The sequence below is a fragment of the Qipengyuania sp. NPDC077410 genome, assembly GCF_044543405.1.
In the GTDB taxonomy this organism is placed as follows: domain Bacteria; phylum Pseudomonadota; class Alphaproteobacteria; order Sphingomonadales; family Sphingomonadaceae; genus Qipengyuania; species Qipengyuania pacifica.
In genome coordinates this window covers 697,878-710,648 of record NZ_JBITWB010000001.1, presented here as the reverse complement: position 1 = coordinate 710,648, position 12,771 = coordinate 697,878, and the positions used below count along the sequence as shown (strand labels likewise).

Below are 12,771 nucleotides of genomic sequence, written 5' to 3'. Positions count from 1 at the left end.
AGGTGGCTTTCCGGGGGCGATGAGTGGGGACGGGTTCCAAGTTCTGGATTAAGCTAGGGGCGATTGGCCTGTTCGCGAGTTTGGGTGCAACGTCGGCCATGGCCTCCAGCACCCTGCAGCAGAGCTTTCTCCAGCCCATGGGCCCGGTTGCCGAGGAGCAGTTTTCGCACCTGTTGCGTGTGGTGGGGATTACGATGATCGTGATCCTTCCGGTGCTGGTCGGCGTGCCCCTCATACTATGGCGCTATCGTTACACGAAGCCACGCGGCGACTACACACCTGAGTGGGAGTTTTCGAAGAAGCTGGAATATGCCCTGTGGGGTGTGCCTGTTCTGGTCGTTATCGTCCTCGCTAGTTGGCTGTGGTATTCCACCGCAAAGCTCGATCCCTATAAAACCCTCGGCCCAGAGCCGCTGCAAGTTCAAGCCGTCGGGCTCGACTGGAAATGGCTCTTTATCTATCCCGAAGAAGGGGTTGCGACAGTCGGTGAACTGGCGGTTCCCGTCGGGCGGCCGGTAGAAATTACGCTGACGACAGACACGGTCATGCAAAGCTTTCTGATCGCTCCGCTTGCCGGACAGATCTACGCCATGCCGGGGATGACGACGAAGCTGAATTTCTCCGCCACTCGGGCAGGCGCGGCAGAGGGCGAAAACACCCAGTTCAACGGCAGCGGTTTCGGTCGTCAGAAATTCACTGTCCGCGCACTTGCCCCGTCGGATTATGCGGTTTGGGTTGCCGAAGGGGCGAGGGGGCCGACCCTCGACGAACGCAGCTACGCTACCCTGCGCCGACAGTCCGTTCTGGCCGACGCGCGAACGGATCTGGGCCTCGAAAAGAGTGCGGAGCCGATCATGATGACGCTGGGACAGGAGGATGCGTTCCAGCAGATTATTGCCAAATATCACCGTCCCGGCGGAGTGTCTTCCGACGGACGTTGGGGGGGCATCGGCTTACCGCAAGCCGGCATGGCGGGGGCCGACAAGTGAGCCAGCAAACAAGCCCGATCTTCGGCAATCTCGACTGGAGCGTAACGCCCTACACCGATCTTTTGCGAGACGTGAACAGCAGTACAATCGTGGGTGCGGGTGCTGCCAGCGTGCTGGTGCTGGGCGCGCTCGCCGGAGTGCTGCTGCTGACCTGGATGCGCTGGTGGGGCCCGCTTTACCGCAATTGGCTGACGTCGGCCGACGCCAAAAAGATCGGCATCATGTATATCGCACTCGCGCTAATCATGATGGCACGCGGCATCATCGAAGGCTTTGTGATGCGCGCGCACCAGAGCACGGCGCTCGGTACTTTGACCGAACAGGAAGGCGGCCTCGTCGCGCCCGACCATTTCGCGCAGCTGTTCAGCACGCACGGCACGATCATGATTTTCTTCGTCGCCATGCCACTGCTGATCGGCCTTATCAATTTCGTGCTGCCGCAGCAGCTGGGCGCGCGCGACATGGCCTTTCCCGTTCTCAATCAGGTGAGCCTCGGGCTGACCGCTACCGGGGCGGCACTGGTCATGATCTCGCTGCTGGTCGGCAAGTTCGGCACGGGCGGCTGGACGATGTATCCGCCCTATACCGGCATCGATTTCAGCCCCGGTGAGGGCGTCGACTACTGGCTATGGGCGATCCTGATCTCGGGCATGGGATCGACACTGACCGGCATGAATTTCGCCGTAACCATCTTCAAGAGCCGCGCGCCGGGCATGCATTTCATGCGCATGCCGCTGTTCTGCTGGACCAGCCTGTGCGTCGCGATCATGCTGATTTATGCGATGCCCGCACTCACCGTGTCGAGTGTGATGCTGGCGCTTGATCGCTATGCCGACTTCCACTTCTTCACCAATGATGCCGGTGGCAACATGATGAATTACGCCAACATCTTCTGGATGTTCGGCCACCCGGAAGTCTACATCCTGATCCTTCCTGCCTTCGGTGTCTTCTCGGAAATCAGCTCGACCTATTCGGGCAAGCGGCTTTACGGTTACACCTCGCTGGTAATTGCCAGCATGAGTATAGCGGTGATCAGCTTCACAGTCTGGCTCCACCACTTCTTCACCATGGGGCAGAGCGCGGGCGTCAACATCGCCTTCGGCATCGCGACGATGATCATCGGCATTCCGACAGGTGTGAAGATCTATGACTGGATGGCGACCATGTGGCGCGGGCGTATCCGGGTGACGGCGCCGATCGTGTATCTGACCGGCTTCTTCCTGCTGTTCGTCATCGGCGGGCTGTCGGGCATCATCCTTGCCAACCCGTCGATCGACTATCAGGTTCACAACTCGACATTCCTCGTCGCGCACTTCCACAATGTCATCATTCCCGGCGTGCTCTACGGCATGCTGGCAGGCGTCCATTACTGGTTTCCCAAGGCTTTCGGCTTTCGGCTCAGCGAGACCTGGGGGCGGCGCACCGCCTTCCTGTTCGTCGGTGGTTTCGTCTTCACCTTTATGCCGCTCTACGTATTGGGCCTGATGGGCATGCCGCGCCGCTCGCCGACCTTCCAGAACCCGGACTTCATGCCGTGGATGTATATTGCCGCCTTCGGTGGCGTTCTTATGCTTTGTGCTCTCGCCAGCCTCGCCTGGACTTTCTGGACCAGCTATCGCAACCGCGCCGCTCTGGCGGTACCGGGGGGCGATCCGTGGAACGGCTCGACACTCGAATGGTCGACCCCCGCGCCAGTGCCGGAGTGGACATTCCCGCGCATCCCGCATGTCACCGCGCGCGACGACTGGGGCGAATGCAAGCGCGCTGGCGATCCCTGGAGAGCCCCCGACGAGTATCGCGATATCGAGATGCCCGCCAATACGGCGCACGGCCTGCTGATAGCAGGCGCCTCCTTCGGCCTCGGCTTTGCGATGGTGTGGCACATGTGGTGGCTGGCGGTACTGAGCTTCCTGGCGATCCCCGCCATCGTAGCCTTACGGGCCATGCGGGTGATCGAGCCCAGGATCGTCAAGGCAGCACAGGTCGAGGAGGCCGATCGGCGGTTCCGCGAGCAAGTGGCCAGCTTTGCACCCGCAACCCGCGCCGATGAGGAAACCGAACGGAATCGCGGGGTCCCCGACCTTTCGGAGTTTGCCGGATGAGTGAAACCAATCTCTATCCCGGGCTGAACCTGGGCGACGGGCACGGGGAAGCGCACGATCAGGCCGAAACCACGGTGTTCGGTTTCTGGGTATTCCTGATGAGCGACCTCATCATCTTCGGTATCCTGTTCGCCTCATATGCCTCTTACCTCGATCCCATCGGAATGGCCGGGGAACCCGGCCCGCAGGACCTGTTCGATATCAAGAGTGTCGCGATCCAGACCGCTTTCCTCCTCGTAGGCGGTGCCGCCTACGGGGGCGTCTCGCTTGCTGTGAAATACGACCAGGGCCGCGGCAAAGTGGCTGCATGGTTATTGCTGTGCGCTGCGCTCGGCGCTGGCTTCCTGTTTTTCGAGGTGAAGGATTTCATCACGCAGGCCGGGAAGGGCGGCACGCCGCAGGTTAGCGGCTGGCTCAGCTCCTACTGGACGCTGGTGGGCCTGCACGGCGTCCATGTTCTCTCGGGCATCTTGTGGATATTGGCGATGATCGCGCAGATTGCGACACGCGGGCTCGACGACGTGGTGAAGGTGCGCCTGTCGATGCTGGGTGTGTTCTGGCATTTCCTCGACCTCGTCTGGGTCGGAATCTTTTCCCTCGTATTCCTGGTGCCGCTCGCATGACCAAGCCCAACACCGGAGAGCTCGACCCGCAGGACAGTGCGGATAGCGAAATCAAGAGCTACGCCATCGGCTTCATGGCCAGCCTGCTGCTGACGGTGGGCGCGTTCGCTGCCGCAATGTCGGATCTGCCTCTGCGGTGGAAGATCGCCTGTATCTGTGCGGCGGCTATCTTGCAGATCGTCGTACACATGCGAAATTTCCTCCACCTCAGCTTCTCCGGCGGGCAATCGAGAGAAGACCTGCTGCTGGTGCTGTTTTCGGCCACCCTGCTGGTCATCATGGCTGGCGGAACCTGGTACATCATGTCGGACCTCAGCGGCCGAATGCACGACACGGGTGCGGCCATGCATGAAGCGCAGCCGCGTTGACCGCGTCAGGCACTTGAAGCACACAGTGGCTCATCGCCCAGCACCACCGGCGCAGTCACATTTCCTCTTTCAGTCCGGACCGGATCAAGAGCCAGTTCGGGAAATAGGCTGAGGCAAACCCGGCCAGCATGGCCATCTGCATGGCGGCCCAGAAGACCGGACTTCCCGCATCGACTTTGTCACCGACAAATGCGGGAAACAGGATGAAGTGGGCAAGGCCCATCAAGCCGTACATCCCGACCTGCCAGCTTGTGAGCGAAAGCACATCGGCTTTTGCAGCCGCCATTACGCCCTCGCCAACCGACAGGTCGCGCATCGGGGCGATCGCAAAATACTGAAACACGATGCCCGTCAGCAGGGCGAAGACATAGTCCATCGTCCAGACAGCGAAGATTTCCCTAGAGAATACCGTGCCTAACCCGAAATAGGCCAACACGCCCGGGACGTAGTGCGCAAGGTTTTCGCAAATCAGGTCGGCAAGAGTACACCCGGCGCCGCAATGCAGCGTGCCTTTGGCGACTTTCGCGGCAAAGGGTGCATCTTCTGCGTGCGGCCCGGCATAGCGTCGATAAAACCAGATCAGTAAAGGGCCGGAAAAAAGCGCACATAAAGGCCAGACATAGCGCATCACGGCCATCTGCGGCGGATGACGCACCATTTCCCAAACCATGTAGATCGCGCAAGTCACACCCACCAGCAAAAGGCTGCTGGCAATCGCCTCCGCCCATGGGGGGATCACGCGCTCATCCTCACACTGATCGAGACGTGTCCCTCTTTACGTCACGCCGCCTCAATCCGTACCGGGATCGACTTCGAGGCCGGCGTCTTCGAAATCTGGTCATGATGCGTAATCGGAACCAGCACGTTGCATTCGGGGTAATAGCCCGCGATCGTACCGCGTGGCAGCTTGTAGGCGACGAGCTTCAGCCCGCCCAAATGCCTCTCGATGTCATCGCCGTCGTAATCGGTGACAAGGCGGACGCTATCCCCGTCGGAAAGACCGGCTTCGGCGATATCATCGGGGTTCATCAAGACGACATAACGCGTGCCTTCGATGCCACGGAAACGGTCGGAATAGCCGTAGATTGTGGTATTGAATTGGTCGTTCGAGCGCATCGTGAGCAGCCGGTAACGGCCCGGCTTGTCCTTGAAGCCAAGAGAATCGAGTTGTGGCGGCGTAGTGATGACCGCCTTGCCGCTGTCGGTCTTCCAGATCCGCTCGGCGGCTGGATTCCCGCGCCAGAAGCCGCCCGGCTGGAACATCCGCTTGTTGAAGTCGTGAAAGTCGTCGGGGTAGGTCGCTTCGATCAGGTCGCGCACCAGCGAATAATCGGCCGTCCACTCGTCCCATTTTAACTTGGGATTGGGATCGAGCGTGGCCTTGGCGATGCCGGCAACGATTTCCAGCTCGCTTTTCAGATGGGGGGAAGCGGGCGGACGGTGCCCGATCGATCCGTTGATCATTGAGAAACTGTCTTCGCTGGTGACGGCCTGGTTGCCGGTCGCCTGCTCGTCCATCTCGGATCGGCCGAGGCAGGGCAGGATATAGGCGGACTTTCCGGGATAGAGATGGCTGCGGTTGAGCTTGGTCGATACCATCACGGTAATGTCCTGACTGGCCCAGCCTTCCTCCATCCGCTTCTGATCGGGAACGGCGCGAACGAGATTGCCACCGAGCGAAACGAACCCCCGCACACGGCCTTCGATCAGGCCCTGCACGGCATCGACGATATGCATCCCGTCCTTGCTCGGCGGATTGAAATCGAACAGTTCCTCCAGCCTGTCGAGCGGGACCAGATGCGCCTTTTCGGCAATGCCGACGGTGCGCTGGCCTTGCACATTGGAATGGCCCCGCACCGGGCAACACCCCGTACCGGGCCGCCCGATATTGCCCTTCAGCAGAAGCAGATTGACCATCATCGCTATGTTGAGCGCGCCATGCGTGTGCTGGGTGAACCCCATGCCATAGACGCCGATCGTCTTGTCGGCATCGATATATACCTGAGCCGCATCGCGCAGAGCCGCCTCGGTGAGACCGCTCGCCTGTTCGATATCCGCCCACTTCGTGTCGCGACAGCAGGCGATGAATTCGTCGAAGCCGGTCGTGTGCTGCTTGATGAAGTCATGGTCGATGACTTCATGGGTTTCCGCAGCCTGTGCCGCATCGTCGGCCTCGACCACGACTTTGCAAAGGCCGAGGATCGCCGCCACGTCTCCACCGGACTTGAGCTGGTGGTACTGGTCCGAGATGATGGTTTCCTTGCCCGTCATCATGGCCAGAGGGTTCTGCGGGTCGACGAAGGAAACGAGCCCCTGCTCGATCACCGGGTTGAACGTGACGATCTTGCCGCCGCGATCCTTCAGATCCTTCAGATTGTGCAGGAAGCGCGGGCTGTTGGTGCCCGGGTTCTGGCCGAAATAGAAATAGCAGTCGGTTTCGGCCAGATCGTCGAAAGTAACGGTGCCGACCGGGGACCCGATCACCTTGGTGAGTCCGACCGAAGTCGTCTCGTGGCACATGTTCGAGCTTTGCGGCAGATTGTTGTTGCCATACGCGCGCGCCAACAGGGCATAGAGATAGGAAGCCTCCAGCCCCGCATGGCCGGAAGCGTAAAACACCACGTCGTCGCGCGGCAGGTCGCGAAGTGTCGCGCCGATCTGGGCGAAGGCATCGTCCCAGTCGATAGGAACATACCGGTCCGACGCGGCATCGTATTTCATCGGGTGGGTCAGGCGGCCGGATTTCTCCAGTTCGTGATCCGACCATTCGCGCAATTCGGTCACTGTATGGCCGTCGGCAGAAAAGAAGTCGGGCGTGCAGCGATCCTTGGTCAGCTCCCACAAGGTCGCCTTCGCGCCGTTCTCGCAGAACTCGAACGCCGAATAATTGGCCGGCTTGGGCCAGGCGCACGATACGCACATCACGCCCTTGGGCTTGTTCAACCGTCTCAATCCGTCAAGCGCGCCGGGTGACGCCCAGGTTTCGCCATAGATGTTCGCGATACCTTTCATCGAGCCCCAGCCGCCGGCAGGACCGGGCGAATGAGGAAGATCGTCGGTGGATTTTGCGGTATCGTCGGCCATCTGGTTCTCCTTCCCCGCACTTCGCCTGAACTCGGGTCGGACGGGCGAGGCTTCCGGGTTCATGATAAACGCGGTGAGAGGGAAATTTCTCCCGGACATCCATCACTTGCAAACAATGGCTTTGCCAAGGCAAGTTGGCAACCGGGCGCTGATGTGTGAGCGCTGGGGAAGTTTGCTGCACCTACTCTTAAGGAACACCGTTCGTGATATATCAGCAGCGCCGCATTCTCGGAGCCGCTCTGGCGGGAGGACACAGCCAGCGGTTCGGCTCGGACAAGCGAGCTGCGTTCTGGCAAGGACGGAGCCTTCTCAATCACACGATTTCCGCCCTCGCCGCCGTTACTGCAGAAGTGGCGGTATGCGGTAGTGCAAATCAGTTAATTTCAGAGAATACCGACGTGTTGGCGGACTGGCCCGAGCCCGGTCTGGGACCGCTTGGCGGGCTTTGTGCTGCGCTGATCCATGCGCGTGACAACGGCTTTGACGCCGTGTTGAGCGCACCAGTCGATGCGCATCCCATTCCTGACGGTTTACTTGATCTTCTTTCTGGCCAAGGCCCCGCAGTGTTGCTCGATCACTGGCTGTTCGGCCTTTGGCCGAGTGATCTTGCCGGGGCGCTGGACGTTCATCTGCGTTCCGACAAACGCTCGGTCCTTTCATGGACCAAGGCTTGCGGTGCACGCTACGTCGACTATCGCGGCCAGCCTCCGGTAAACATCAACACCCCGCCGATGTTGGCCGCACTGGAAAAGGGAACCGCACTTGGACTTGCAGCCGAGGTTCACGCGCTGCGCGAGCTCGATTTCGAGACGCAGAGCGTGGAGGATGCGGCGCGGATCGTACCGGTGGAAACCCCGATAGCGATAGAATTCAACGGCATCGGCTTTGCCGTAATGATGGCAACCCCGACCGATCTGGAAGATTTTGTGGCAGGTTTCGCGATGGCCGAAGGATTGGCGCGCCCCGGCGAGATTGACGCGGTCGACTTGCACGAAACGGGCGGAGGCTGGGTCGCTCGCGCCAACCTCCCGGCGTCCAGCCTCCCGCGCATCATGGAAAGGGCGCGGACGCGGGTGTCCGAAAGCAGCTGTGGCATATGCGGGATCGATTCCGTCGCTGCCGCGCTTGCTCCGATCGAGCCGGTCCAGGCGATGCCGGTGGTAAACCCCGCAGCGATTCACAAGGCCCTGTCTTCCATGCGGTCCCATCAGCGGTTGGGTGAAGCGACGGGTGCCGCGCATGCCGCGGCCTTCTGCTCTTTCGACGGCCAGATCTTGCTGCTGCGCGAAGATGTCGGTCGGCATAATGCGCTCGACAAGCTGATCGGCGGGCTGGCCCGCAAAGGGCTGAACCAGGAAGAGGGTTTCGTTCTTCTATCGGCGCGGTGCAGCCAGGAACTGGTCGAGAAGACCGTGCGCGCCGGCATCCCCATGCTGGTCACGATAAGCGCCCCTTCCAGCCTCGCGATTGCGCGCGCGCGCGAAGGACGACTGACCCTGCTGGCGCTGGCCCGCAATGACAGTGCGCTGGTCGTCAACGACCCTCACCGCCTGCTTTGATCTTGTCAGCCAGAAAGCAGGGTGGTTGACCGTCAGAATCTGATCGCGCGCACGACCTCCCCCGCAGAGCATGGTCCGTAATTGGCTGGGCGGCGGATCAGCCAGTCGCTCGACGCCAGCGGTGCCTGTGCTCCGCTTTCCTGATTGTCCGCGGGCAGAAGGCCCTCTTCGGTGGCCCGTGCACGCACGAAGGCTTCGCGAGAACCGTTCGGCGGTAGATCCGCGGCAAGGATTTGCGGCATAAAACGCACTTCGTCTGCTCCGTTACCCCCCTGCATCGCGGCTAGCAGCGGGACAAGGAACAGCCGCGCCGTCACCATCGCCGAGGTCGGATTGCCCGGCAAGCCGAGGACGGGTTTTCCGCCGCACATGCCGAACCATACAGGCTTGCCCGGCTTGATTGCGATCCTGGCGAAATGCTCGTGCAGCCCGATCCCTGCAAACATGGGCCGTGCAAGATCGTGATCGCCGACAGAGGCGCCGCCGATGACGACCACGCAATCGGCGATGTCGAGGGCCCGCCGCGCCAGCCCGGACAAGACATCAAGATCGTCACGGCCTCGCATCCGCTCCGCGAGCGTCGCGCCGCAGGACATTGCGAGCGCGGCCACTCCGTAACTGCCGGATTCGGGCAGGCCGTGGGGCGAAAGATGTGCCAAGCCGGGCTGTTCCAGCTCGTCTCCGGTTGCAATGACGGCCACCTTTGGCCGACGGGTGACTTCAATCTCGGCGATGTCGGCCCCGGCCAAGGCAACCATAGCGCGGGGCGTCAATCGCTCTCCGGTCTCTAGCAGGGTCGCGCCCTTGGCAAAATCGCTGGCACGTTTGCGAATGTGGCGCGCCGGTCCGAACCCCTCGCGAAACCGGACTCGATCTCCGTCCCGCTCGGCATATTCCTGCATCACGACGCAGTCGGCACCTGTGGGCACATAGGCTCCGGTAAATATACGCACGGCTTCGCCAGAGGACATGTCCCCCCCGAACGGCGCACCGGCTGCTGCCTCTCCGACGAGGTTCAGCCAGTCACCCGCCTGTGCCTCGGCCATGCGAACGGCATAACCATCCATGGCCGACACATCGGCTCGCGGGGCGTCGATAGCCGCAACGACCCGTTTCGCGAGGGTCCGCCCTTCGGCCGCGTCCAAGCCAATCGCTTCGCCAGGCAATGATTGCACTGCGCCTGTCAGGCGGGCCAAGGCCTCGTCGTAGCTGATCATCGGTAGGGCGACGCGATCGTCGGAGTGGCGCGGGAGCACTGCTCTCGCGTGGAATTGCTGGCTTGAGGGTTCATCTGAAGCGGAGCCTAAGACTGGCGAGCGGGCTTGGCCAGATGATTCTGGCGGGGCAACCGGTCCCGTCCATGACTGCCCGGATTACCACTAGACCATTACAATTTTCGGAAAATACCCTAGGTAGCGCCGAAGGGCGCGATTTAGGTACAAGGCTCATGGACCGGCTAATCTACAATTTTGACAGCCTGCCCCTGCGGCAGACCGCGATGCCGGCTCCCAGGCCGCATGGAAGGTCCGGCGCCTATCGTGTTTCCACGCCGCGTATCGGCGTCATCTACAATCCCCGCAGCCATCGCAACAAAGGCCAGGACCTTGCCTGTTCCGCATCGGGCAATATCACCGTCGTTCAGCCGCGTGCGCGCGAAGATATCGCTCATGCGCTGGCAGACTTCGCGCGCGATGGTATCGATTTCCTCGTGATAAGCGGTGGCGACGGAACTGTCCGCGACGTGCTGACCATGGGGCAGACGGTTTTCGGCGATCGCTGGCCGGCCATTGCCGTCCTGCCCAAAGGCAAGACCAATGCGCTGAATGTGGATCTGGGTGCTCCGGTCGACTGGAGCCTGGAAGGGGCGATAGCAGCCTATTCGTCCGGGCGCCGGATAGTGCGGCGTCCGCTTGCGATCAGCCGCGAGGGTGATGACGGTCCGGCCATGCTTGGCTTTATCATCGGGGCCGGTGCCTTCACCCACGGTGTCGATGCCGGGCAGGATGCGCATTCGCTCGGTTTCTTCAACAGCCTTGCCGTTGGCGCGGCGAGCGTCTGGGGCATTCTTCAGGCCCTGTTCGGTACCGATCGCAACAAATGGCGGCGCGGCACCGAAATGCGACTCCATTATCTGCCTTCTGGCAAACCGGTGCCTCATTCCGGACATGGTGACGTTAACCGTCGCAGCGTTTTCCTGGCGTCTACGCTGACGCACATGCCGATGGGGATCCATCTCTTCGGAAAGCCCCGTCCCGGTCTCAAGCTGGCTTTGCTCGATCATTCCAGGCGGCGTCTGCTCGCCAGCATGCCTGCGATCCTGATGGGCTGGCGGCCCGGTTGGCTGGCGGACGCCGGGCTTCACCAGCTCGATGCCGAGGGTCTGGCGCTGGACGTCGGCGAGCGGGTCATTCTCGATGGCGAGGCCTTCCCTCCCGGCCGTTACCGGATCGAACAGGGGCCCGAACTTACCTTCGTCAGCGTGTGAACGGCGATCTTGCGCAGCGGATCGGCGCATCGCTCGATCGATCGGTACGCGATGAGGTCGCCGCCTATGCGAAGCGCCTTGGCGAAGAGGCCGGGGCGCTCGCGGTCCTTTTTTACGGTTCCAACCTGAGAACCGGATCGCTCGAGGGCGTACTCGATTTCTACATCCTGTTGCCCGGTCCCCAGCGGGAGCGGATCTGGCCGCGCGTGAGCTATCGCGAGTGGGATCATGCGGGCGAGCGTTTGCGGGCCAAGATCGCGACGATGTCGCTCAGGCAGTTCGCCAGTGCGGCAAAGGGCCTCTCGCGCGACACCACGATCTGGGCGCGGTTCGTGCAGCCGTCGGCGCTTGTCTGGCAGGCAAACGAGGAGGCGCGAGCCGAGGTTACGCAGGCATTATGCGCTGCGGCGGTTACCGCAGGCCGGCTTGCCGCCGTGGTTGGTCCGGCGCGCGGAACGGCGGACGATTACTGGCGTGCCCTGTTTCGCGCGACGTACAAGGCCGAGTTCCGGGTAGAGAAGCCGGGGCGCGAAAATTCCATTCTGGAGGTGAACGCGGAGCATTTCGACGGGCTTCTACCGCTCGCATGGAATGCGGGAGGCATGCGATTCAAACGTATGAACGGACTGTTCGAGCCCCTGCCGAACAGTGCCGAACGCCGCCGTGTCTTGAAATGGTGGAGCAGACGCGCCCGGCTGGGCAAGCCGCTCAACCTGTTGCGCCTCGCCAAGGCTACGACGACCTTCGACGGCGCAGCCGATTATGCCGCGTGGAAGCTCCAGCGGCATACCGGCATTGCGCTGGAGGTGACGCCGTTCAGGGCCCGGCACCCCCTGCTCGCCGCGCCCGGGGCGCTGGTCGAGCTGTGGCGCAAGCGCCGCGCCTAGCGGTAACGCATGCGGATCGAGATCGATTCGACGCCCGAGCCGACGTTGAAGGCGGTCTTCTTGTAGCTCGGCTTGCCGAGATTGAAGATGTTGATGCTCGGGTTGTTCGACATGGCACCGCCATCCTTGAAGATGTCGGTGCTGCCATTGCCGTTCACGTCGTGGCGAACGGCGATGCCGTAAACGCCGGGCTTGGGAACCGGCATGCAGAAGGTCATCGTTCCGGCTTTGGCGGGCGCTTCCATGCGGTAGATCCACTTGCCCTTTTCGAGCCAGTCTTCCTTCGTCCCGCGATAGCTCTGCACGCGAATGATGCCGCCGTTTTCCTTGATGTCGGTAATCGTGACGCGCACCGCGGGCCCCTTGCCGCTGGCGCATTTCGCTGGATCATGACTGATCGTCTGGCGGTATTGCGCGTCGGCCGGTGCCGGTGCAGCCAGTGCCGTCAGGGCGAGCGCAGCGATGCCGGTGGTGGCGATGAGGTTGCGATTCATATAAAAGATCCGTCTTCAACTGTGTGCGAGCCGGCGCCTTGGCTACCGGGCATGAGGGATCCTCGACCCCCCGATATATCGCGCGTTCTAACAGATTGCGCTGAATTGCGGCTGAATTTTCGGCGCAAGCAGCGTTCATGCTGCCCCGTTTCGGCAGAAGCGGGATTGCACATTGCGTGC

At 61.7% G+C, this 12,771-nt stretch carries 11 protein-coding genes; 7 read left to right on the top strand and 4 right to left on the bottom strand.

Annotation, left to right across the window (positions count from 1 at the left end; all coding sequences use genetic code 11):
- Positions 1-98 precede the first annotated feature (98 nt).
- The 4 genes from ACIGGE_RS03490 to ACIGGE_RS03475 are packed head-to-tail and all read left to right on the top strand — an operon-like array spanning position 99 to position 4,082.
- Positions 99-989, top strand: a complete 891-nt coding sequence (locus ACIGGE_RS03490) for a cytochrome ubiquinol oxidase subunit II (protein ID WP_397489454.1) — start codon at positions 99-101, stop codon at positions 987-989.
- Positions 986-3,091, top strand: a complete 2,106-nt coding sequence (locus ACIGGE_RS03485; RefSeq protein ID WP_397489453.1) for a cbb3-type cytochrome c oxidase subunit I — start codon at positions 986-988, stop codon at positions 3,089-3,091. Before ACIGGE_RS03490 ends, ACIGGE_RS03485 begins: the two co-directional genes overlap by 4 nt.
- Positions 3,088-3,714 (top strand): cytochrome c oxidase subunit 3, encoded by a 627-nt coding sequence (locus ACIGGE_RS03480; RefSeq protein ID WP_397489452.1) that lies wholly within the window; start codon positions 3,088-3,090, stop codon positions 3,712-3,714. Before ACIGGE_RS03485 ends, ACIGGE_RS03480 begins: the two co-directional genes overlap by 4 nt.
- Complete coding sequence (locus ACIGGE_RS03475) at positions 3,711-4,082, top strand: cytochrome o ubiquinol/quinol oxidase subunit IV (protein WP_397489451.1); 372 nt, start codon at positions 3,711-3,713, stop codon at positions 4,080-4,082. The genes ACIGGE_RS03480 and ACIGGE_RS03475 overlap by 4 nt, the downstream gene beginning before the upstream one ends.
- A 55-nt stretch (positions 4,083-4,137) precedes the next feature.
- Here the strand turns inward: ACIGGE_RS03475 and ACIGGE_RS03470 are convergent, their stop codons facing one another.
- Together ACIGGE_RS03470 and ACIGGE_RS03465 are read right to left on the bottom strand one after the other, a co-directional pair.
- Positions 4,138-4,821 (bottom strand): DUF4396 domain-containing protein, encoded by a 684-nt coding sequence (locus ACIGGE_RS03470; RefSeq protein ID WP_397489450.1) that lies wholly within the window; start codon positions 4,819-4,821, stop codon positions 4,138-4,140.
- A gap of 41 nt (positions 4,822-4,862) precedes the next feature.
- Complete coding sequence (locus tag ACIGGE_RS03465; RefSeq protein ID WP_397489449.1) at positions 4,863-7,166, bottom strand: FdhF/YdeP family oxidoreductase; 2,304 nt, start codon at positions 7,164-7,166, stop codon at positions 4,863-4,865.
- Positions 7,167-7,369: 203 nt separating this feature from the next.
- Here ACIGGE_RS03465 and fdhD point away from each other — a divergent pair, with 203 nt between their 5' ends.
- Complete coding sequence (gene fdhD, locus ACIGGE_RS03460; RefSeq protein WP_397489448.1) at positions 7,370-8,725, top strand: formate dehydrogenase accessory sulfurtransferase FdhD; 1,356 nt, start codon at positions 7,370-7,372, stop codon at positions 8,723-8,725.
- A gap of 32 nt (positions 8,726-8,757) precedes the next feature.
- Here fdhD and ACIGGE_RS03455 read toward each other — a convergent pair whose 3' ends face one another.
- A complete protein-coding gene (locus tag ACIGGE_RS03455) occupies positions 8,758-9,981 on the bottom strand; it encodes a molybdopterin molybdotransferase MoeA (RefSeq protein WP_397489447.1) in 1,224 nt (407 codons plus the stop codon).
- A gap of 242 nt (positions 9,982-10,223) precedes the next feature.
- Here ACIGGE_RS03455 and ACIGGE_RS03450 point away from each other — a divergent pair, with 242 nt between their 5' ends.
- Positions 10,224-11,210 (top strand): diacylglycerol/lipid kinase family protein, encoded by a 987-nt coding sequence (locus ACIGGE_RS03450; RefSeq protein ID WP_397489446.1) that lies wholly within the window; start codon positions 10,224-10,226, stop codon positions 11,208-11,210.
- The gene (locus ACIGGE_RS03445; protein WP_397489445.1) at positions 11,207-12,097 is read left to right on the top strand and encodes a hypothetical protein; all 891 of its coding nucleotides are present in this window, start codon (positions 11,207-11,209) and stop codon (positions 12,095-12,097) included. Before ACIGGE_RS03450 ends, ACIGGE_RS03445 begins: the two co-directional genes overlap by 4 nt.
- Here ACIGGE_RS03445 and ACIGGE_RS03440 read toward each other — a convergent pair.
- Positions 12,094-12,591 carry a DUF2141 domain-containing protein gene (locus tag ACIGGE_RS03440; RefSeq protein WP_103023905.1) on the bottom strand — a complete coding sequence of 166 codons (498 nt, stop codon included), beginning with the start codon at positions 12,589-12,591 and terminating at the stop codon, positions 12,094-12,096. The two genes, ACIGGE_RS03445 and ACIGGE_RS03440, sit on opposite strands and share 4 nt — an antisense overlap.
- Positions 12,592-12,771: the final 180 nt, after the last annotated feature.